The sequence below is a fragment of the Micromonospora sp. NPDC049836 genome (assembly GCF_044465125.1).
In the GTDB taxonomy this organism is placed as follows: Bacteria; Actinomycetota; Actinomycetes; order Mycobacteriales; family Micromonosporaceae; genus Micromonospora.
Window position 1 is genome coordinate 63,348 of record NZ_JBITLH010000005.1, and the last position, 20,315, is coordinate 83,662.

The following is a 20,315-nucleotide window of genomic DNA, read 5'->3' on the forward strand; positions in this document are numbered from 1 at the left end:
AAGAGTCTATGTAACTTTGGTTACTTCTGTCCGTTAAGTGGCTTCCGGTACAGGAAGAAGACCCGTTCGATCCGGGCCCCGGCCGCCCCCGCGTAGAACGGCACCGGGCCCACCCAGCCGATCTGCGCGGCGCTGATCCCGGCCACGGCCTGGTCGCGCAGGCAGCGCCGGAGCAGCACCCCGCCGATGCCCGAACCCTCCGCCGCCGGTGCCGTGCCCATCGGCCCGAACCAGCTCGGCCGGGACGAACCGTACGCGGCGAAACCGAGGATCTCCCCGTCCCGCTCGGCCAGGTGCGCGCCCGCGCCCGGGCGGCCCAGCGAACCCGCCAGCTCCGCGTCCCACGCCCCGCCGAAGGTGTCCCGGGCGAAGCCGGCCAGCGCCGGCAGGTCCGCCGGCTCGGCCCGGCGCACCGTGATCCCCGCCCCGGCGAGCCGGCGCTCGGCCGCCTCGGTCGAGCGCAGCGCCGGCGAACCCTCAGTCAGGTCCGCCGTCATGTTCCAGCCGGTCCGGTCCTGGCGGTAACCGAGCCGCAGCGCCGCGCAGACCGCCGGGGTGTACCGCACGTCGATGCCCGGCCACGCGTAGTAGGGCGGGTTGCCGGCGAGCAGCACCTCCGCCGCGCCCAGCGCGGCGAGCCGCCGTTCGGCGGCGTCCAGCAGCGCCCGGCCCACCCCCCGACGGCGCTGCTCGGGAGCCACCGCCAGCAGGTCGACGTGGCCCAGCCGGGGATCCGCCGCCGAGAGCGAACCGACCAGCACCCCGATCAGCGCGCCGTCCCGGACCGCGCCGAGCCGGAACACCGGCCGGTCGGCCGCCGCCCGGGCGGCCAGGGTGTCCACCACGGCCGGCGCCTCGGCCGCGTCCTCGGGCAGGTCGAGGGCCCGCCGGCAGAGCTCGACCACCGCCGGCAGGCGGTCGAGGTCCAGCTCGATGATCTCCGTGTCCATGGTCGCCGACCCTACTCAACTGCCAGGTTTGTTAACAGGGCCCGCCCCGCCGGCACGCGGAGCGCGGCCCCCCGGTCAGGCCCGGTCCCCGGCCCGCATCGCGGCCTGGACCGCGGCGTACGCGTCGACCAGGCCGGCACCGGTCAGGTTCCGGTCGCCCCCGCACCGGTCCGTGCCGGGCGGCACCCCGGCCGGACCGGCCGTGTCGCGCAGGATCCGGCGGGTCCGGTCCAGGTCGCCGACGAGCGCCGGGTTCGCCGACCACATCAGCGCCACCACCCCGGCCACCTGCGGCGTCGCCATCGAGGTGCCGTCGAGGGTGGCGTACCCGCCGCCGGGGAACGCCGACAGCACCCCGGCACCGGGAGCGACCAGATCCGGCTTGGCCGCGCCCCCGGCCGCCGGACCCCGGCTGGAGAAGTCGGTGACCATCCGGTTCCGGTCCACCGCACCGACCGTCAGCACGTCCGGGTACGGCGCGGGCGGGTCGACCACCGAGGCGCAGTACGGTCCGGTGTTGCCGGCGGCGGCCACCACCAGGATGCCGGCGGCGGCCAGCGCTGCGGTCGCCGGCCGGAGCGCCCCCGGGTCGCACCCCTCGACCGGCGGGCAGCCCCAGGAGTTGGTGAGCACGTCCGGCGCGCGCCCCGGCCGGCCGTCGGTGAACGGGTCCCCGCCGGGCGGGAACGGGGCCAGCATGAACTGGAGGCAGTCCAGGTAGTGCGCCGGGCTGCCCAGGTTGCGGTCCAGGTTGACGCAGCCGACCCAGCGCGCGTCCGGGGCCACCCCGATCCCGTCGCGGCCGACCGCGCTGCCCACCGTGTGGGTGCCGTGCCCACCCCGGTCGCCCGGCGTGCGGCGGTGCTCCCAGGGGTCGTACCAGGAGTCGTCGCCGCCCCGGAAGCCGGCCGCCAGGGCCGGGTGCCGGCCGTCCACGCCGGAGTCGGAGCTGCCCACCACCACGCCCGCCCCGGTGACCCCCAGCTCGGTCCAGACCCGGTCGGCCCCGATCAGCGACACGTTCCAGACCGGGCCGGTCGGTGCCGGCGCGTCACCCCGGGCCGGGGGTGCCGCCGCGGGCAGCGGGCGGAGCCGCTGGCTGACCAGCACCCGGGCCACCTCCGGCCGGCCGGAGAGCCAGCCGCGCACCGCCGGGCCGCCGTCCGTCTCGATGGCGTTGACGAGGTAGTACGGGGTGGGGTGCAGCCGCAGCCGGGTCAGTTCCCGGCGCAGGTCGCCCTGGGTCCGCTGGGCCGTGTCCACCAGCCGCCGGTAGACCTCGGCCCCCCGGGCGTCCCGCCCGGCCCGGCCCGGTGCCCCGGCCGGGAGCCCGGTCAGGTCGGCCTGTTCCCGCAGCACCACGAGCAGCCGTTCGCCGTGCAGGCCCGGCCGGCCCGGTACGACGTACACCACGGCCACCGCGGCGAGCAGGACCGCGGCGGTCGCCCCGGCCAGCCGCCGCGGTGGCGCGCCGGCCCCGGGCCGGGCCAGCAGCACGCCGTACCCGACGGCGAGCAGGACCGCGACGGCGAACGCGGCCCCGGTGCCGACCGCGACCCAGAACGGCACGTCCCGGGCGGTGGCCAGCAGGACGGTCAGCTCCTCCGGGTCGGCGAAGGCGAGCGGCCCCACCAGCGCGAGCCCGACCAGCCAGCGGACCGGGGCCGCGCCGGCCGGGCGGCCGGCGCGGCGGGCCGCGGCCTCGAGCGCGCCCAGCACGAAGCCCAGCGGTGGGAGCAGGAACAGGGCGGGCAGCTGTGCTCCGGACTGGCCGGCGCCGGCGGCCAGCAGGACCAGGGTCACGCCGGCGACCAGCCCGCCGACCAGCACCAGCCGGGCCGGCCGGGGCGGCGTCCCGACCGCGAACCGGGCCCAGAACGCGGCGTCGAGCAGCGCCCCGGCGAGCGCGCCGAGCGTGGCCGCGGCGAGGACCGCGAGGACGGTCTCCAGCGCGCCGCCGAGCGCGCCCACCCAGGCCCAGGGCAGCAGCATCGCCAGCCCGGCGGCGAGGGCCAGCAGGGCCACCGACCCGAACCGGCCGGCGGGTGCGGGACCGGCGCCGGCCGGGGCGCCGCGCCGGGCCAACCGGCCGGCGGCGAGCGTGAGCAGCGCGGCCGTCGCGGCGAGCGCGGCCAGGTACGCCTCCTGGTGCACCGGCGGCAGAGCGCGCAGCAGGCTCAGCGCGCCGAGCGCCACCGCCCCGGCCAGCCAGACCCGGCCCACCGCGCGGATCGCCGGGGAACGCGGCAGCAGCGCCAGCGCCAGCGTGGGCGCCCCCACCAGCAGCACGGTGACCAGCGCGACCACCGGCCAGACCGGCACCGGCCGGTCCAGGCCGCTGACCAGGGCCAGCTGGTCGACCACCCAGCCGACGAACTGCCCGGGCACCGCGACGAGCACCGCCCAGACGCCGGTGGCCACGGCGGCGACCACCGCCCAGCCGCCGCTGGTCGGCGGGGCGGGCGAGGGGGGAGCGGGAGGGGGAGGATCGGCCTGCATGGTGAGCACAGTACGAGCCCACCCGCAGCCGCCGACCCGAGAAACGGCAACGGTGGCCGCCGGTGCTGAACGGTGCCGCCGTGCCCGGCCGGCGTGGGCGCCCGCCGCGTGCCCACCACCCGGCCGGGGTGGGCGGGCGGTGGGGGCGTGTCGCCCGAGCGCCGCTGCGGTTACGGTGGACGGGTGCGCGACCCCAACGTGTCCCGATCCGAGGCCGGTCAGCTCTCCGTCCACCGCCGCGCCGATGACCTGCGCAAGCTGCGCGGCGAGCGGTTCGACGTGCTGGTCATCGGGGGCGGGGTGACCGGGGCGGGCGCCGCGCTGGACGCCGCTTCCCGCGGCCTGAAGGTGGCCCTGGTCGAGGCCCGGGACTACGCCGCCGGCACCTCCAGCCGGTCCAGCAAGCTCATCCACGGCGGCCTGCGCTACCTGGAGCAGCTCGAGTTCCACCTGGTGCACGAGGCGCTGACCGAGCGCGGCCTGCTCGCCACCCGGCTCGCCCCGCACCTGGTCCGCCCGGTGCCCATCCTGGTCCCGCTGCCGGCCGAGGGCGGGCTGTGTGACCTGCCCCGCCGGCTGGTCCGCCGGTCCTACTACGGCGCCGGGGTGGCCGCCTACGACGCCTTCGCCGGCATCTTCGGCGGCGGGCGCGGCATGCCGCTGCACCGGCACCTGACCCGGGAGGGCGCCCGCCGGGTCTTCCCCAGCCTGCGGCCCGACCGGCTGGCCGGGGCGATCCGCTACTACGACGGGCAGGTCGACGACGCCCGCCTCGTGGTCACCCTGGCCCGGACCGCGGCCAGCCTCGGCGCCACCGTGGTGACCAGCGCCCGGGCGGTCGGGCTGATCCGGCAGGCTCGCGAGGTCACCGGGGTCCGGGTGCGTGACCTGGAGGCGCCGGCCGGGTCGCCGGACGCCGAGTTCGAGGTACGCGCCCGCACCGTGATCGCGGCGACGGGCGTGTGGACCGACGACATGTCCCGGATGCTCAACGACGTCGGGCTGCGCCCCGGCTTCCGGGTCCGGGCGTCGAAGGGCGTGCACCTGGTGGTGCCCCGCTCGGCGATCACCGGCGAGACCGGGCTGATCCTGCGCACCGCCAGCAGCGTGCTCTTCGTCATCCCGTGGGGCGGCCACTGGATCATCGGCACCACCGACACCGACTGGCAGCTGGACCGGTCCCACCCGGCGGCCACCGCCAAGGACATCGCCTACCTGCTGGAGCAGGTCAACACCGTGCTGGACCGGCCGCTCAGCACCGACGACATCGAGGGCGTCTACGCCGGGCTGCGCCCGCTGCTGGCCGGCGAGGCCGATTCCACCTCCAAGCTCTCCCGCGAGCACGCGGTGATCGAGCCGATGCTCGGGCTGCTGCTGGTGGCCGGCGGCAAATACACGACGTACCGGGTGATGGCCTCGGACGTGGTGGACCGGGCGGTGCACCGGCTCGGCTGGACCCGGCCGTCGCGCACCGCCGACCTGCCGCTGCTCGGCGCCGACGGGTACGCGGCGATGTGGCGGGACCGCGCCGACCTGGCCCGCCGGCACGGGGTGCCGGTCGGGGTGGTGGAGCACCTGCTGGAGCGGTACGGCACCCTCACCCGCGACCTGCTCGCCCTGATCGACACCGATCCGCTGCTCGGCTCCCCGCTCGCCGGCGCACCGGAATACCTGGCCGCCGAGGTGACGTACGCGGCCCGCGCCGAGGGGGCGCTGCACCTGGAGGACGTGCTGATCCGGCGTACCCGGATCTCCATCGAGACCAGCCACCGCGGCCTGGAGTCGGCCGAGCACGCCGCGGAGCTGATGGGTGCGGTGCTGGGCTGGGACGCGGCGACCCGGGCCCGCGAGGTCGCCCACTACCGGGCCCGGGTGGAGGCCGAGCGGCAGTCGCAGGCGATGCCCGACGACGTGGCCGCCGACGCCGCCCGGCTGGGTGCCCCGGATGTCCGCGGCTTCGCGGCCGATCGGGGCGGCGACGGCGACACCGCGGAGCTGCCGTCGTCCTCCGCAAGGTGACTGGTCGGTAACGTCCGGCAGAGGGTTACGGCCCCTACCTACGGAAGTGTAGGTTTCCGTGCGTGGTTCGCCCCTCCTGGCCGCGCGTCGTCCCGATGACCGCCGGCGTCCTGCTGGCGCTGGCCCTCACCGGCTGCTCGCTGTTCGGCCGGGCCGAGGGCGCCACCACCGCCGACCAGCCGGGCGGGTCGCCGGCCGCGGCGGCCGGCCGGCCGGTCTCCCTGGTGCAGAAGCTGGGCCCGGACGGCTCGCCCCGCACCCTCGAGGTGGACCCGGGCGGGCGGTGGCAGTGCCGGGACTGCGCGGGCGACGGGGTCGACTCCACCGGCCAACTCACCCCCGAGCAGACCCACCGCCTGCAGCGGATGCTCGACGACCCGGCGCTGACCCGGGAGACCGACGAGGTCCGGCGGTACAAGCAGGGCTGCGTCGGCGCGTTGACCTCCACCCTGCTGATCCCGCCCGGCCTGACGATCACCACGCAGGACTGCCCGGGCGAGGAGCAGCCGCGGGTGGCCTACCAGATCCTGCTCCTGCTCACCCAGGCCACGCCGGCCGAGGACAAGGACAAGGACTGAGGGTCAGCACACCTTGCCGGGGTTGAACAGCCCGGCCGGGTCCAGCGCGGCCCGGATCGCCTGGTGCACCCGGACCCCGACCGGGCCGATCTCCCGGGCCAGCCAGTCCCGCTTGAGCAGGCCGACCCCGTGCTCGCCGGTGCAGGTGCCACCGAGTTCCAGCCCCAGCCGCATGATCTCGTCGAAGGCCCGCCGGCCGCGCGCCACGCTCGCCGGGTCGGCCCGGTCGACCACGATGTTCGGGTGCATGTTGCCGTCCCCGGCGTGCCCCACCACGCCGATCGGCACGGCGCACTCCTCGGCGATCCGGGCCACCCCGTCCAGCAGCGCCGCGAGCGCCCCGCGCGGCACCGCCACGTCGTCGATGACCAGCCCGCCGTTGCCGCCGGGGAAGGCGTCCGCGGCGAACCGCTCCATCGCCGGGTGGGCCAGCCGGCGGGCCTGGAGCAGGGCGGCTGCCTCCGCCGCGTCGGTGGCCGCGTAGACCTCGTCGGCGCCGGCCGCCGCGCACACCTCGGCGAGCCGGGCCAGGTCGGTGGCCGCCCGGGCGCCGGTGTCCACGGCCGCCAGCAGCAGCGCCTGCGCGTCGGTGCGCAACCCCATCGGCCGGTACGCCTCGATGGCCCGCAGGTGGGTCCGGTCCAGCAGTTCCAGCAGGCTGGGGGTGAGTCCCCGCTCGGCGATCCCGGCCACCGCGGTGCCGGCCGCCGCCGTGGTGGGGAAGACGGCGACCAGGGTCAGCGCCTCCTCGGGCGCCGGCCGCAGCGCCAGCGTCACCTCGGTGATCACCCCGAGGGTGCCCTCGGAGCCGACGAAGAGCCGGGTCAGGTCGTACCCGGCGACGCCCTTGGCGGTGCGCCGGCCGGTGCGCAGCACCTCGCCGGAGGCGAGCACCACCTCCAGGCCGAGCACGTACTCGGTGGTGACGCCGTACTTCACGCAGCACATGCCGCCCGCGTTGGTCGCCACGTTGCCGCCGATGGTGGAGGACTCCCAGGAGCCCGGATCCGGCGGGTACCACAGGTCGTGCTTGCGGACCGCGCCGGCCAGCGCCGCGTTGACCACGCCGGGTTGCACCACGGCGATCCGGCTCACCGGGTCGATCTCCAGGATCCGGTCCATCGCCACGGTGCTCACCAGCACGGCGCCGTCGACCGCGTTCGCCGCCCCGGCCAGCCCGGTCCGCGCCCCCTGCGGCACCAGCGGTACGCCGTGCCGGCCGGCCGCCCGGACCACCGCGGCGACCTCCCCGGTGGTCCGGGGACGCACCACGGCCAGCGGCATGCCGGCGTCGCAGAGGTCCGCCTCGTCCCGCTGGTGGGTGCGGAGCAGGTCGGGGTCGGTCAGCACCGCGGCGGCACCGAGCGCGGCCCGCAGGTCGTCGAGGAGGGGATGGGCGGCCATGCCGGGAAGGCTAGGCCGACCCAACGTGATCATCAACCGGGCGTACCGTTGCTGGTCGTGCTCTACCTGGACCGCCCCTCGGTGCCCTGGCGGGGCCGGCTCTGGTCGCATCTGATCAGCGACGTGTCCTACGCCGAACTGCACGCCTTCGCCGAGGCGCTGGGCGCTCCCCGACGCGCCTTCGACCGCGATCACTACGACCTGCCCGCCGACCGCTTCCCGGTTGCCGTCTGGCTCGGCGCCCAGGTCGTTGCGCCCCGCGAGATCGTCCGCCTCCTGCGCACCGCCAACCTCCGCCGCCCCAAACACCTAACCCCCACCCCCCACCCCCGCACCCCCGCTCCGGCCCTCACCCCCGCCCTCGCCCCCCGCACCCCCGCTCCGGCCCCCACCCCCGCTTCCGCGATCAAGGAGTTGTGGTTCCCGGGATGAGGTGATTCGCGGCTTTCCTCCGGTGCCACAAGTCCAAGATCGGCGAGGGGTGGGGGCGGAGGGCAAGGGCGAGGGGCGAGGGGCGAGGGGAGCGAGAGGGCGGGCGGGGGCCGGGGTTAGGGGTGGGGGAGGGTGGTTAGTTCGCGGGTGAGGTTGGCGCGGGCGGGGGCTTCCCAGCGGGCGTGCAGGGCCGGCAGGCGGTAGAGCGCGGGCAGGGCGAGCAGGTGGGCGAGGACCTGGCCGCGACCGGCGCGGAAGGCGGGCTCGGGGACGTGGGCGTACTCGCGGCGGACGGCGGCGGCGTACCGGTCGTAGCGGTCCGGCGGGGCGGCCAGGATCGCCAGGTCGGCGTCGCAGAGCAGGGCGCCGTCCGGGTCGTCGGCGGGGACCGCGTGGTCGGCGGTCAGCAGCACCAGCCGGCGTACCTCGGTCACCGCCGGGTCAGGTAGCCCGGCGCCGGCGAGCAGCTCGCCGGCCAGTTCCGCGCTGGCCCGCTCGTTGGCGTCGCCGCCGGCCCGGGGGTCGTAGACGGCGTCGTGGCACCACGCCGCGAGCCGGACCAGCTCGGGGCGGCGGGCCGACCCGGCGTACGAGTCGACGACGGCCAGCACGGCCCGCAGGTGGGGCAGGGCGTGATAGTGCCGGTGCGGTTCCCGCCAGCCGGCCAGCAGCCGGGACCCCGCCCGCGCCACGCCCGCCGGATCGGTCGCCCCGGCCGCGTACGCCGCCGCGTGCCACCGGTCGATCAGCTCGTCCACCCGGTGCAGTCTGCCGCACCGCCACCCGCGCAGGATTCAGCCCTGACCGGGCGGGTAGTCCCGCCCATGGCCGGGGACCGACGATCGCCGTTTCTGCGGCGTGCGCCGCTGCGTGAAGGACTGGTCGACGTGGACGGGCCCCGGGTCACCGAGGCGATGGAGCAGCTGCGGGAGCGGAGCCGGGCCACCCTGCACGACCGGCTGCACCGGGTGCGGATGGCCGCCGGCCTGGCCGTGCAGGCGGGCCTCGCCGCCGGCCTGGCGTACCTGATCTCGCACCGGCTGCTGCACAACCCGCAGCCGGTGTTCGCGCCGATCTCCGCGGTCGGCACCCTCGCGGCCTCCGTCGGGCAGCGGTTCCGCCGGACCGTGGAGCTGATCGTCGGCGTGGCGGTCGGGGTGGCCGTGGGTGACCTGCTGATCTATTTCCTCGGCACCGGTGCCTGGCAGCTGGCGCTGGTGGTGACCGCGGCGATCCTGCTGACCATCTTCGCCGGGGCCAGCGTGGCCATCGTGATCCAGGCGGCGGCCACCGCGGTGCTGATCGTCACGCTCAGCCCGTCCACCCAGAACCTGGAGATACCGCGCTTCGTCGACGCGTTCCTGGGCGGCGGTATCGCGCTGCTGGTCACCGCGATCCTGCTGCCACTCAACCCGCTCCGGGTGATCAACCGGGCCGCCCGGCCGGCGTTGGACCTGCTCGCGTCGCAGCTCGACAGCTGCGCCGAGGCGCTGCGAAGACGGGACCGGCGCGCCGCCCAGCAGGCGCTGCACCGGTTGCGGGAGAACAAGGAGGAGCTGGCCGCGCTCTCCGAGGCGATCGAGGGAGCCAAGGAGACCATCACCATCTCTCCGGCCCGCTGGCACCGGCGCAACGAGCTGACCCACTACGCGGAGGCGGCCGACCCGATCGACCGGGCGATGCGCAACAGCGGCACCCTGATCCGCCGCTCGGTCACCATCATCGAGGACGAGGAGCCGATCCCCGAGCCGATGGTCGACGCCATCGCCCACCTGGCCGAGTCGGTCCGCCTGCTGCGGCACGAGTTCGCCGTCGGGGAGGAGCCCGAGCAGGCCCGGGAGCGCTCGCTCCGCGGGGTCAGCGAGGCCGGCCGGGCGTACGCCGAGGGGGTGGGGTTCTCCGGCAGCGTGGTGATCGCCCAGGTGCGCACCACGGCCAGCGACCTGCTGGTGGCCTCCGGCATCGACCAGGAGGAGGCGAACCGGCTGGTCCGGCAGGCGTTCGGCGACAAGGAGCAGCGCAGCGGCGAGATCACCGAGCAGAGCCCTGCCCCGAAACCCCCCACCGCCCCACCGGTCGGCTGACCCCACCCCTCCCGGGACCGGTCAGGCCAGCGTGGCCAGGGCGGTGAGCAGGGCGTCCACGTCGGCGCGGGTGGTGCCGAGGCCGAGGCTGGCGCGCAGCGCGGTGGGCGGCAGGTCGGTCCGGCCGGCGCGGGCGGCCGCCTCGGTCAGCAGCCGGCGGGCCAGCGGGTGGGCGCAGAACAGGCCGTCGCGTACCCCGATCCGGTGCGCGGTCGCCAGGTGGGCGGCCACCTCGGCGGAGTCCCGGCCGGCGACCACGAAGCTGACGATGCCCACCCGGGGCGCGTCCGGCGCGAAGGTGCGCAGCTCCAGCACGTGCGGCAGGGCGGCGATGCCGTCCCGCAGCCGGGCCAGCAGGGCCTGCTCCCGGGCGTGCAGCGCGTCCCGGTCGGCCTCGGCGAGCGCGGCGCAGACCGCCGCGAGGGCCACCGCGCCGAGCAGGTTCGGGGTGCCCGCCTCGTGCCGGGCCGGGCCGGTGGCCCAGCGCACCTCGTGGGTGCCCGCGCCGACGTGGCTGGTGGCCCCGCCCCCGGCCAGGTACGGCGGGGCCGCGTCCAGCCAGTCGCTTCGGCCGACGAGCACGCCCGCCCCGAACGGGGCGTACAGCTTGTGCCCGGAGAGCGCCAGATAGTCCACGTCCAGCGCGGCCAGGTCGACCGGGGCGTGCGGGGCGAGTTGGGCGGCGTCCACCAGGATCCGGGCGCCGTGCCGCCGGGCCACCCGGGCCAGCTCGGCCACCGGCCAGCGCTCCCCGGTCACGTTGCTCGCGCCGGTCACCGCGACCAGCACCGGCAGCCCCGGCCGGGCGTCCCGGGACAGCTCGCCGAGGGCCGCGTCGAGGGCGCGTACCGCCCCGCCGGGGCTCTCCGGCACCGGCAGCCGTACCGAGCCGCGCGGCCAGGGCAGCAGGTTGGCGTGGTGCTCGGCGGCGAAGGTGACCACGGTGGTGCCGGCGGGCAGCGCCCGGGCCAGCAGGTTGATCGCGTCGGTGGTGTGCCGGGTGAAGATCACGTGATCGTCGGGGCGGGCGCCGAGGAAGTCGCCGACCGTCTGCCGGGCCCGCTCGTAGGCCAGCGTGCAGCGCCGGGACAGCGCCCCGGCGCCCCGGTGCACGCTGGCGTACCAGGGCAGCAGCTCGGCCACCGCGTCGGCCGCGGCCCGCGCGCAGGGTGCGCTGGCCGCGTGGTCCAGGTTGATTTCCCCCGGTACGCCGAGCACGCCGAGCGGGTCCGGCCGGGTCGGCGGCGCCAGGGTGGGCAGCGAGGGTACGAGGGTGACGGTCATCGGCCGAACCTCCCGGGTCCAGGGGACCCCGGGGGATGGCACCGGGACGGGGTCCGCGCTTGCCCAGCACGCCGTTCGGGCTGGGCCCGGTCATCACCCGGGGCACCCCACCGCGAACTCGACGAGGGTTGCCGGCCAGCAAGCCGGGGCTTGACGCTGGCGCTCGTGACCTGCCCGGCAGCATAGCGGCCGCGATGCGGCCGGACCAGAGGGGCCCGGGGAACTACGCTGACGGCATGCCCGACACCCCGCCCGGCGGAGCCCTTCCGCCGCCGCCGACCGCGCCCGCCGCCCCTCCGCCGGGGCCGGCGACCCCCCGGATGCCCCTGCGCCGGGTGGGCTGGCGGCGGTTCCTGGCGCTCGCCGGCGTGGTGCTGCTGATCGCCGCCGGCGCCGTGTTCATGGTCTTCACCCTGGGTGAGAGCCTGGGCGCCGAGGCCCTGCTGGTCGGCGTGATCGCGGCCATCCTGCCGGTGCCGGTGCTGGTCTCCTGTTTCCTCTGGCTGGACCGGTACGAGCCGGAGCCGCTGAAGTATCTGATCTTCTGCTTCGCCTGGGGCGCGTTCGTCTCGACCGCGATCTCGCTGCTGGTCAACGAGACCGGCGCGAAGCTGTTCCAGAACTGGGGGCTGCCCAGCGCGCTGACCGCCGTGCTGGTGGCCCCGTTCATCGAGGAGTTGACGAAGGCGGCCGGGCCGATCCTGCTGTTGATCTTCCGGCGGCGGGAGTTCTCCGGGATCACCGACGGGCTGGTCTACTGCGGGCTCTCCGCGGTCGGCTTCGCCATGGTGGAGAACATCCTCTACCTGGGCGGCTACGGCTACCGCACCGGCGTCGAGGAGTACGGGCCGGCCACCGGCGCGCAGCAGGTCATCGCCATCTTCATCGTCCGGATCCTGCTCTTCGGCTTCGCCCACCCGCTGTTCACCTCGATGACCGGGGTGGGGCTGGGCGTCGCCGCCCGCAGCGCCGACCGGCGGGTCCGGCTGCTCGCCCCGATCGCCGGCCTGCTGCTGGCGATGATGCTGCACGGCACCTGGAACCTGCTGCCCTCGCTGGCCGTGGCCACCGGGCAGCCGGTGATCGTCCTGTACGGCTACATCGGCGTGATGGTGCCGATCTTCTTCGGCATGGTCGGCCTGGCCATCTGGCTGCGGGCCTGGGAGGGGCGGCTCACCGAGCGGACCCTGCCGGACTACGTCCGGGCCGGCTGGCTCACCCCGCCCGAGGTGGCCGCCCTGGGCAGCCTCGGCCGGCGGCACGCGGCCCGGACCTGGGCCCGGCGGGTGGCCGGCGACGGCGGGGTGAAGGCGATGCGCGGATACCAGTTCGCCGCCACCCGGCTGGCGCTGCTGCGCGACGGGATGCGCCGGGGGCTGGACCGCAAGCCGGCCGAGCGGGACCGGACAGCGCGGGAGGAGCGGGAGCTGCTGGACGCGATCGGGGCGTACCGGTCGTTCTTCGTGGGCCGCGACCCGCAGGCGCCGCTGGGGGTGTGGGACGGGCACCGCTACCACCTGCGCTTCCCGGACGGGTCGCAGCGGGCGGTGGAGGCGCCGGACGAGCCGGTGGTGCCGATCCCGGTGGTGCTGGCCCCGCCGCCGCCCCCGGTCGGTCACGGCCCGGCCGGCTGGTACGGCCCGCGCCCGGCCGCGCCCTGGTCCCCGGGCGGCTGACCGCCCAGCCCGCGCCCGGGACCGGGGTCAGCTCATCAGGCCGGTGAGGAAGTCGCCGAAGCCCTGGAAGATGGCGACCAGGGCGGCCCCGATCCCCTTGAACAGCTGGGCGGCCCCGTCCGGCCGGAACGCCATGAAGTAGATCAGGAACGCGACGAATCCCCAGCTCAGTATCTTCTTCACGACTACCGGCATGGTCCCCTCCCCAGGGCGCTGAGGTGCCTGGGCTTCCCGCCGGGCGGCGGAGCAAACGGCACCCCGGGGCAGGGGCCTAGAGGTAGAGGCCGGTCGAGCCGGTCGACTCCCGCTCCACCCGCTCGGCGGCGACGGCGTGCACGTCCCGTTCGCGCAGCAGCACGTACGCCCGGCCGTGCAGTTCGACCTCGGAGCGGTCGTCGTCGGGGTCGAAGAGCACCCGGTCACCGGCGACGACGGCCCGTACGTTGGGGCCCACCCCTACGGCGGTGGCCCAGGCCAGCCGCTTGCCCACCGCCGCGGTGGCCGGGATCACGATGCCGGCGCTGGAGCGGCGCTCACCCTCCCCGTTCTCGGTGCGCACCAGCACGCGGTCGTGCAGCAGGCGGATCGGCAGGCCGGAGTCGAGAGTCTGGTCCTCGGTCACGCGAAGACGCTACCGCGTACGCCGTGGCCGGTCGTGCGGTGGTTGAGCGGACCGGCGCGGGGGCAATGTGTGGCGCAGTCGCCCTAGGGTGGGGCGGAGGGACGTATCCTGTCCCCCCTGTGACGTGGGCGGGGCAAGTTTGCGGGAGGTGCGCTTGAGCCGCTTCGAGGCGATGCGCCGACGGCTGCGCCGGGCTTACGAGTCCGGCCGGGAGTCGGTGCGGGCCAACCGGGCCGACCCCGACGGTACGCCGGGGGAGTCGGAGGAGTCCGGCCTGGCCTCGCCCGCCTCGCCGGGCCCGGTGGCGCCCGCCGGCGCGACCGTGGTCGGTGCGGAGCCGCCCGGGGTCCTGCCCGCCACGACGGCCAGCCGGGACGACACCGAGGTGCCGCACGCGCTGCGGATCGCCGCGGCCTGGTGCTGGCGGCTCATCGTGATCGGCATCGTCACCTGGGCGCTGCTGAAGATCATCGGCACCATCCGCATCGTGATCATCCCGCTGGCGGTGGCCCTGCTCCTCTCGGCGCTGCTCGCTCCGGCGGTCGGCTGGCTGCTCCGGGCCCGCTTCCCCCGGTCGCTGGCCACCGGCGTGGTGCTGGTCGGCGGCCTGGCCGCGGTGGTCGGCACGCTGACCCTGGTGGTGAACGAGTTCATCCAGGGTGTGCCGGAGTTGAGCGACAAGACCTCGGAGGGCGTCCGGCAGATCCAGGACTGGCTCAAGACCGGCCCGCTGCACCTCTCCGACGGCCAGCTCAACAACTACATCGACGAGGCGCAGAAGTGGGTGGACGAGAACACCAAGACGTTCACCAACGGCGCGCTCAACACGGCGGCCACCCTGGCGGAGGTGCTCACCGGCACCATCCTGGTGCTCTTCGCGACCTTCTTCTTCCTCCGGGACGGCAACAAGATCTGGCGCTTCCTGGTCCGGCTGCTGCCGGTGGCGGCCCGGTGGAAGGTCGACGACGCCGGCCGGGCGTCCTGGGCCACCCTCGGCGCGTACGTCCGGGCCACCGTGCTGGTCGCCTTCATCGACGCCGTCGGTATCGGCGTCTTCCTGGTCGTGTTCGACATCCCGTTCGCGTTCCCGCTGGCCGCGCTGGTCTTCCTCGGGGCGTTCATCCCGATCGTCGGGGCGACCCTGTCCGGGGTGGTGGCCGTGCTGGTGGCGCTGGTCGACAGCGGCCCGGTGACCGCGCTGATCATTCTGGGCGCGGTGATCGGCGTGCAGCAGGTCGAGGGGCACGTGCTCCAACCGTTGATCATGGGCCGGGCGGTGGCCATCCACCCGCTCGCCGTGATCATCGGGATCGCCGCCGGGGTGGTGCTCGCCGGGATCGCCGGTGCGCTGGTCGCGGTGCCGCTGATCGCCGTGCTGAACACCGCCGTCCGCCGGCTCGCCGCGCGTACCGTGCCGGACACCCCGCCGGACGCGGTGGTGGTCGCCGCCAAGGCCCCCTGACCCGCCCATCCCGGTGGGCCGGGCCCGGCCGGGGCGGGTGCCACGGGTTGCGGCATTTCGGGGCTTCGGCTCGCGCGGAGGGCACGGGTTGCGGCATTTCGGGGCTTCGGCTCGCGCGCAGGCGACGGGATGCGCCGCCTCGCCGGTGTGGCACCCGGCCGGTGGCGCCGGTCAGCTCTTGCTGAGGCGTTCCAGCGCGCCCCGGGCCACCTCGGGGCGGGTGGTGTACCAGAACGGAGGCAGCGAGCGGCGCAGGAACGGGCCGTAGCCGCGGGCCGTCTCCAGCCGCGAGTCGAGCACCGCCACCACGCCCCGGTCGGCGGTGGCCCGGATCAGCCGGCCCACCCCCTGGGCCAGCCGGACCGCCGCGATCGGCACGCTGACCGCCGCGAAGCCGGAGCCGCCGCTCGCGTCCACGGCCGCCGCGCGGGCCGCCGCCAAGGGCTCGTCGGGACGGGGGAAGGGCAGCCGGTCGATCACCACGAGCTGGCACGCGTCGCCGGGGACGTCCACCCCCTGCCAGAGCGACATCACCCCGAACAGGCAGCTCTCGCGCTCCTCGCGGAACCGGCGGACCAGCAGCGGCAGCGCCTCCTCGCCCTGGAGCAGCACCGGCAGGTCGGTGCGTGCCCGCAGCAGCTCCGCCGCCTGCTGCGCGGCCCGGCGTGAGGAGAAGAGCCCGAGGGTACGCCCACCGAGCGCCCCGACCAGCGCGAGCAGCTCCTCGCCGGCCGCCTGCGGCAGCCCGGAGACGCTCGGCCGGGGCAGGTGCGCGGCGACGTACAGGATGCCCTGCCGGGCGTAGTCGAACGGCGAGCCGACGTCCAGCGAACTCCATCCCGGCCCCTCGGTGGCCGGCACGGTGCCGGTGGCCGCCCGGCTGCCCTCGGCGCTCGCCACCGGTGCGGCGGTGCCCCGGCCGGCCGCGGCGGCGGTGTCCCGGCCGGCTGCGGCGGCGGTGGCCAGCGCGGCGGCCGCCGGGGACGGCGGGGCGGGCGGCGGCGCGTCCAGGCCCAGGGCCCGGGCCACGGTGTCGAAGCGGCCACCCAGCGCCAGGGTGGCCGAGGTGGCCACCACGGTCCGCTCGTCGTAGAGGTGGGTGGCGAGGGTGCCGGCGACCGAGAGCGGCGCGACCACCAGCGCCCGGCGGCTGCCGTTCTCCGGCTTCTCCACCCAGGCCACGTCGTGGTCGGCCTCCTCCAGCAGCCGCTGGGCGGTGCTGGAGAGCTCGTCCAGCACCGCCTTGGCCTGTTGCTTGCGCACCGGGTCGGGATCGTCGGCCTTGACGTCGCCGATCGCCTCCAGTGCGGCCCGGGTGGCCGCGTCGAGCAGCGTGCACGCCTCGCGTAGGGCGGGCGGCAGGCCGGCGGTGAGCCGCCCGGGTGACGCCTCGGCCAGGCCCACGGCGAGCGCGTCGCCGGCCTCGGTGAGCCGCTCGGCCAGCTCGGGGCGGAGCAGCGGGCGGGCCCGGCGGGTGGACCGGTCGATCAGCTCGGGGACCAGTTCGGCCTGGGCGGCCGAGGAGACCCGGTCGGCCAGCTCGTGCGCCTCGTCGACGACGAGCAGCTTGTGCGGCGGCACGATGTGCCGGCCGGCGAGCATGTCGACGGCGAGCAGGCTGTGGTTGGTGACCACGATGTCCGCCTCGCGGGCCCGGGCCCGGGACGCCTCGGCGAAGCACTCCTGCCCGAACGGGCACCGGGTGGCGCCCACGCATTCCCGGGCCGGCATCGAGACGGTCCGCCACAGCTGGTCGTCCACCCCCGGGTCCAGTTCGTCCCGGTCGCCGGTGGCGGTCTTCTCCGCCCAGTCCCGGACCCGCTGGATCTGCTTGCCCAGCCGGCCCGCCTCGCCGAGCCACTTCGTGCCGCCGGGGCGGGGCGCGTCGAAGAGGCCGTCCTCCGGCTCGTCCTCCACCGAGCTGTCCAGCCGGGCCAGGCAGAGATAGTGGTGCCGCCCCTTGAGCACCGCGAAGGTGGGCCGGCGGCGCAGCAGCGGCTCGACCGCGTCGGCGAGGCGGGGCAGGTCGTGCTCGACCAGCTGGGACTGCAGGGCCAGGGTGGCGGTGGAGACCACCACCGGCCCGTCCACGGTCAGCGCCGGGGCCAGGTACGCCAGGGATTTGCCGGTGCCGGTGCCCGCCTGGACCAGCAGGTGCTCGCCGGAGGCGATGCTCCGCTCGATCGCCTCGGCCATCTGCTGCTGGCCCGGCCGGGCCGCCCCACCGGGCACCGCACCGACCGCCGCGGCCAGCAACTCGGCGCCACTGGGCCGGTCGCCCCGACGCTTCCTGGGCACGGCGGAACCGGTGGCGATGCGGGTCGGGGTCACCGTGCGACGGTACCCGCCGGGCCCGACACGGCCCCCGCCGCTGCCCCGCGTGGCGTGGTCACGGTCGGGTCGCGTCCGGTTACCCGACGATCGCGTCGCGTGGCCGGAATCGGTTAGGGTGCCTGTCATGCCGAGCGATGTGGTCCGCGTGATCTACCGCAAGTACGACGGCAGCGCGCACCGCGACTACCCGGCCCGCCGCCTCGCCGAGGACGACCTCGGCGTGTGGCTCGGCGTGCCGGCCGGCACCGAGTCGGTCTACCACGGCCGCCCCTCGGTCGAGCGGATCCCGTTCGTCCTGCTGGTGCCCCGGCACAGCTGGTGGACCGGCATGTTCAACCCGCCGCCCCGGACCAGCGAGGTCTACTGCGACATCACCACCCCGGCCCGGTGGGCCGGCGAGGACACCGTCCACCTGGTCGACCTCGATCTGGACGTGGTGCGCCGCCGGGAGAGCGGCCTGGTCGAGCTGCGCGACGAGGACGAGTTCGCCGAGCACCGCCGGCGCTGGAGCTACCCCGACGACGTGGTGGCCGAGGCCGAGGCGGCGGCCCGCTGGCTGTTCGGCGCGCTCGGCGACGGCAGCGAACCGTTCGCCACGTCGTACCGCAAATGGCTGGCCGTGGTGGTCTGAGCCGGCCTCACCAGCGCGGCGGCCAGTGCGAGCCCGGGTCGACCGCGGGCAGATGGCGCACCTTCTCCGGGTTGAGCTGGTTGAACAGGCCGGTGATCCGCCCCTCGTGGACGGCGAACGAGGTGATCATGCGCATCGGCCGGCCGTCCCGGTAGACCAGCTCGGCCTGCCAGCCCAGCCCGCCGTCGACCAGCACCGGCCGGGCGGAGAGCGAGTCGCCGAACCGGGCCGCCTGACCGAACAGGCCGAGGATGAACCGGCCGGCGAGCTCGGCGCCGACCACCGGCCGGCGGGCGGCCGGGAAGTGCCCGCCGCTGTCGCCGATCACCACCACGTCCGGGGCGAGCACCTCGACCAGCCGGTCCAGCTCGCCGGACTCCACGGCGGCGACGAAGGCGGTCAGCACCTTCTGCTGCTCGGCCAGATCGGCGGTGTGCCGGGGGACGTCGGGGGCGGTGACCGCGCGGCGCCCTCGGGAGGCGAGCTGCCGGGCGGCGGTCGGTGTGGTGCCGAGCACCTCGGCGACGTCGGCGAACGGCACGGTGAAGACGTCGTGGAGCACGAACGCGACCCGCTGCTCCGGGGTCAGCCGCTCCAGCACCACCAGCAGCGCGGTGCCGAGCTGGTCGGCCCGGACCGCTCGCTCGGCGGGATCGGGCGCGTACCCGTCGGCCGTCGGCAGCTCGCGCACCGTCGGCTCCGGCAGCCACTGGCCGGGGTACGCCTCGCGGCGGACCCGGGCTGAGCGGAGCACGTCCAGGCAGATCCGGGAACAGGTGGTGGTCAGCCAGCCGCGCAGGTCGCGGATCGCCGCCCGGGCGGCCGGGTCGCCCAGCGCGGCGGCGTAGCGCAGCCAGGTCTCCTGCACCGCGTCCTCGGCCTCGCTCCGGCTGCCCAGCATCCGCTGCGCGACCGCCAGCAGGTGTGCCCGTTCCGCCTGGAACTCCGCCGTCAGCTCGTCCACCCGGGTGCTCCCTCCCTGCGTGCGCAATTCTCCCCGCCACCCGGGCCCCTCGGCGACCGGGTGCCTGAGAGCTTCGTCTCGGCGGGCCCACCGAGGGCGCTCGGAGGGCGGGCGCGCTGGGGGCGGGCGGCGCGCCGGGCTGCGCTCGGGAGGCGGGCGCGCGCCGGGGGCGGGCGGCGCGCCGGGCTGCGCTCGGGGGGCGGGCGCGCGCCGGGGGCGGGCGGCGCGCCGGGCTGCGCTCGGGAGGCGGGCGCGCCCCGGGTGGGTGAGGATCGGGGCATGAGCGGAGTCGACGAGGCGGTGCGGCCCGAGGGCGGGCCGATGCGGGACCTGCTGCGGGTGGGGCCCGGGACGGTGGACCTGGCGGCCGTCGATCCCCGGTCGACGCCGGGCCTGCCGGCCGCGGCGGGGCACGGGAGGGACCGCAAGGCGTGGGCCCGGGCGCAGGTGGAGCTGCTCGGCGCGGAGCTGGGCCGGCGGCAGGAGATGTTGTACGCGGCCGCGAAGGCCCCGGCCGGGCCCGCGGCGCCGGCGGGTGCGCCGTCGGCGGCCGGCGCCCACCTGGCCGGCGACCGGCCGCGCCGGGTGCTGCTGGTGCTCCAGGCGATGGACTGCGGCGGCAAGGACGGCACGATCAAGCGGGTGGCCGGCGCGATGAACCCGCTCGGGCTGCACATCCGCTCGTTCGGGCCGCCGACCGAGGAGGAGCGGCGGCACGACTTCCTGTGGCGGATCCGACGCGCCCTGCCGCCGCCCGGCTACGTGGGGATCTTCAACCGCTCGCACTACGAGGACGTGCTGATCGCCCGGGTCGAAGGGCTGGTCGACGAGCCCACCTGGCGGGCCCGGTACGACCTGATCAACGACTTCGAGCGGGAGCTGACCGAGGGCGCGGTCACCCTGATCAAGGTGATGCTGCACATCTCCTACCCGGAGCAGGGCGAGCGGCTGATGCAGCGGCTCACCGATCCCACCAAGTACTGGAAGTACAACCCGAGCGACCTGGACACCCGCGCCCGGTGGGACGACTACCAGGCCGCGTACGCCGAGGCGCTGGGGCGGTGCGGCACGGACGCGGCGCCCTGGTTCGTGGTACCGGCGGACCGGAAGTGGTACCGCGACTGGGCGGTGGCGCACCTGCTGCGGGAGACGTTCGACCGGCTGGATCTGGGGTATCCCGCTGCCGATTTCGACGTCGAGGGGGAGCGTGACCGATTGCGGAGCGAGGGCCGGGAAGGCGAAGGTGAACGGCGGGTGAACGAGCGGTGAATCGGGCCTGACCTCGGGTGGGCCGGCCGATGCCCGGTTCCGCGGGGTACCTAGCATGCCCTTCAGCAGGCGCCCGCCGGGGCGACGGCCACCCTTCCACCGACACG

At 76.1% G+C, this 20,315-nt stretch carries 16 protein-coding genes, 2 pseudogenes and 1 riboswitch; of the genes and pseudogenes, 8 read left to right on the forward strand and 10 right to left on the reverse strand.

Going from position 1 to position 20,315, the window contains the following annotated elements; genetic code table 11:
• Positions 1-20: 20 nt before the first annotated feature.
• Complete coding sequence (locus ACIBPB_RS14890; protein ID WP_396840163.1) at positions 21-950, reverse strand: GNAT family N-acetyltransferase; 930 nt, start codon at positions 948-950, stop codon at positions 21-23.
• A gap of 75 nt (positions 951-1,025) precedes the next feature.
• On the reverse strand, positions 1,026-3,449 hold the full coding sequence (locus ACIBPB_RS14895; RefSeq protein WP_396840164.1) for a S8 family serine peptidase: 2,424 nt from the start codon (positions 3,447-3,449) through the stop codon (positions 1,026-1,028).
• Positions 3,450-3,647: 198 nt separating this feature from the next.
• Here ACIBPB_RS14895 and ACIBPB_RS14900 point away from each other — a divergent pair, with 198 nt between their 5' ends.
• On the forward strand, positions 3,648-5,468 hold the full coding sequence (locus tag ACIBPB_RS14900) for a glycerol-3-phosphate dehydrogenase/oxidase (RefSeq protein WP_396840584.1): 1,821 nt from the start codon (positions 3,648-3,650) through the stop codon (positions 5,466-5,468).
• 62 nt (positions 5,469-5,530) lie between these two features.
• Positions 5,531-6,046 carry a hypothetical protein gene (locus ACIBPB_RS14905; RefSeq protein WP_396840165.1) on the forward strand — a complete coding sequence of 172 codons (516 nt, stop codon included), beginning with the start codon at positions 5,531-5,533 and terminating at the stop codon, positions 6,044-6,046.
• Between the two features lie 3 nt (positions 6,047-6,049).
• Here the strand turns inward: ACIBPB_RS14905 and ACIBPB_RS14910 are convergent, their stop codons facing one another.
• The gene (locus ACIBPB_RS14910; protein ID WP_396840166.1) at positions 6,050-7,450 is read right to left on the reverse strand and encodes an FAD-binding oxidoreductase; all 1,401 of its coding nucleotides are present in this window, start codon (positions 7,448-7,450) and stop codon (positions 6,050-6,052) included.
• Positions 7,451-7,507: 57 nt separating this feature from the next.
• Here ACIBPB_RS14910 and ACIBPB_RS14915 point away from each other — a divergent pair, with 57 nt between their 5' ends.
• A complete protein-coding gene (locus tag ACIBPB_RS14915) occupies positions 7,508-7,882 on the forward strand; it encodes a DUF4031 domain-containing protein (RefSeq protein ID WP_396840167.1) in 375 nt (124 codons plus the stop codon).
• Between the two features lie 116 nt (positions 7,883-7,998).
• Here ACIBPB_RS14915 and ACIBPB_RS14920 read toward each other — a convergent pair whose 3' ends face one another.
• Positions 7,999-8,640: a metal-dependent phosphohydrolase gene (locus ACIBPB_RS14920; protein ID WP_396840168.1), complete on the reverse strand. Its 642-nt coding sequence runs from the start codon at positions 8,638-8,640 to the stop codon at positions 7,999-8,001.
• 66 nt (positions 8,641-8,706) lie between these two features.
• On the opposite strand from ACIBPB_RS14920, the gene ACIBPB_RS14925 reads away from it, so the two are divergent.
• On the forward strand, positions 8,707-9,966 hold the full coding sequence (locus tag ACIBPB_RS14925; RefSeq protein WP_396840170.1) for an aromatic acid exporter family protein: 1,260 nt from the start codon (positions 8,707-8,709) through the stop codon (positions 9,964-9,966).
• 21 nt (positions 9,967-9,987) lie between these two features.
• On the opposite strand, the gene ACIBPB_RS14930 is transcribed toward ACIBPB_RS14925, so the two are convergent.
• Positions 9,988-11,250, reverse strand: coding sequence for an aminotransferase class V-fold PLP-dependent enzyme (locus ACIBPB_RS14930; RefSeq protein ID WP_396840171.1), 1,263 nt, complete (start codon positions 11,248-11,250; stop codon positions 9,988-9,990).
• Between the two features lie 50 nt (positions 11,251-11,300).
• A riboswitch (SAM riboswitch) is annotated at positions 11,301-11,421 on the reverse strand.
• A 23-nt stretch (positions 11,422-11,444) separates the two neighbouring features.
• On the opposite strand from ACIBPB_RS14930, the gene ACIBPB_RS14935 reads away from it, so the two are divergent.
• The gene (locus ACIBPB_RS14935) at positions 11,445-12,926 is read left to right on the forward strand and encodes a PrsW family intramembrane metalloprotease (protein WP_396840172.1); all 1,482 of its coding nucleotides are present in this window, start codon (positions 11,445-11,447) and stop codon (positions 12,924-12,926) included.
• Positions 12,927-12,953: 27 nt separating this feature from the next.
• Here the strand turns inward: ACIBPB_RS14935 and ACIBPB_RS14940 are convergent, their stop codons facing one another.
• Together ACIBPB_RS14940 and ACIBPB_RS14945 are read right to left on the reverse strand one after the other, a co-directional pair.
• Complete coding sequence (locus ACIBPB_RS14940; RefSeq protein WP_357325471.1) at positions 12,954-13,121, reverse strand: hypothetical protein; 168 nt, start codon at positions 13,119-13,121, stop codon at positions 12,954-12,956.
• Positions 13,122-13,197: 76 nt separating this feature from the next.
• Positions 13,198-13,548 carry a GroES family chaperonin gene (locus ACIBPB_RS14945; protein ID WP_396840173.1) on the reverse strand — a complete coding sequence of 117 codons (351 nt, stop codon included), beginning with the start codon at positions 13,546-13,548 and terminating at the stop codon, positions 13,198-13,200.
• A 154-nt stretch (positions 13,549-13,702) separates the two neighbouring features.
• Here ACIBPB_RS14945 and ACIBPB_RS14950 point away from each other — a divergent pair, with 154 nt between their 5' ends.
• On the forward strand, positions 13,703-15,010 hold the full coding sequence (locus ACIBPB_RS14950; RefSeq protein ID WP_396840174.1) for an AI-2E family transporter: 1,308 nt from the start codon (positions 13,703-13,705) through the stop codon (positions 15,008-15,010).
• A gap of 171 nt (positions 15,011-15,181) precedes the next feature.
• On the opposite strand, the pseudogene ACIBPB_RS14955 reads toward ACIBPB_RS14950, so the two are convergent.
• A pseudogene (locus tag ACIBPB_RS14955) lies at positions 15,182-15,868 on the reverse strand (ATP-dependent DNA helicase); the annotation flags it as partial.
• A gap of 132 nt (positions 15,869-16,000) precedes the next feature.
• Positions 16,001-17,341 (reverse strand): annotated as a pseudogene (locus tag ACIBPB_RS14960) (ATP-dependent DNA helicase); the annotation flags it as partial.
• A 127-nt stretch (positions 17,342-17,468) separates the two neighbouring features.
• On the opposite strand from ACIBPB_RS14960, the gene ACIBPB_RS14965 reads away from it, so the two are divergent.
• Entirely contained in the window at positions 17,469-17,975 is a 507-nt protein-coding gene (locus ACIBPB_RS14965) for a DUF402 domain-containing protein (RefSeq protein WP_396840176.1), read from the forward strand.
• 7 nt (positions 17,976-17,982) lie between these two features.
• Here the strand turns inward: ACIBPB_RS14965 and sigJ are convergent, their stop codons facing one another.
• Complete coding sequence (gene sigJ, locus ACIBPB_RS14970; RefSeq protein ID WP_396840177.1) at positions 17,983-18,939, reverse strand: RNA polymerase sigma factor SigJ; 957 nt, start codon at positions 18,937-18,939, stop codon at positions 17,983-17,985.
• Between the two features lie 279 nt (positions 18,940-19,218).
• Between sigJ and ACIBPB_RS14975 the strand changes: the two genes are divergently transcribed.
• The gene (locus ACIBPB_RS14975; protein ID WP_396840178.1) at positions 19,219-20,208 is read left to right on the forward strand and encodes a PPK2 family polyphosphate kinase; all 990 of its coding nucleotides are present in this window, start codon (positions 19,219-19,221) and stop codon (positions 20,206-20,208) included.
• The last annotated feature ends 107 nt before the right edge of the window (positions 20,209-20,315 follow it).

Excerpts from the sequence above, each read along its gene's own strand:
- ACIBPB_RS14975 (WP_396840178.1), top strand. The coding sequence starts at position 19,219 with ATGAGCGGAGTCGACGAGGCGGTGCGGCCCGAGGGCGGGCCGATGCGG.
- ACIBPB_RS14895 (WP_396840164.1), bottom strand. The coding sequence starts at position 3,449 with ATGCAGGCCGATCCTCCCCCTCCCGCTCCCCCCTCGCCCGCCCCGCCG.
- ACIBPB_RS14925 (WP_396840170.1), top strand. The coding sequence starts at position 8,707 with ATGGCCGGGGACCGACGATCGCCGTTTCTGCGGCGTGCGCCGCTGCGT.
- ACIBPB_RS14910 (WP_396840166.1), bottom strand. The coding sequence starts at position 7,450 with ATGGCCGCCCATCCCCTCCTCGACGACCTGCGGGCCGCGCTCGGTGCC.
- ACIBPB_RS14965 (WP_396840176.1), top strand. The coding sequence starts at position 17,469 with ATGCCGAGCGATGTGGTCCGCGTGATCTACCGCAAGTACGACGGCAGC.
- ACIBPB_RS14940 (WP_357325471.1), bottom strand. The coding sequence starts at position 13,121 with ATGCCGGTAGTCGTGAAGAAGATACTGAGCTGGGGATTCGTCGCGTTC.
- ACIBPB_RS14890 (WP_396840163.1), bottom strand. The coding sequence starts at position 950 with ATGGACACGGAGATCATCGAGCTGGACCTCGACCGCCTGCCGGCGGTG.
- ACIBPB_RS14935 (WP_396840172.1), top strand. The coding sequence starts at position 11,445 with ATGCGGCCGGACCAGAGGGGCCCGGGGAACTACGCTGACGGCATGCCC.
- ACIBPB_RS14930 (WP_396840171.1), bottom strand. The coding sequence starts at position 11,250 with ATGACCGTCACCCTCGTACCCTCGCTGCCCACCCTGGCGCCGCCGACC.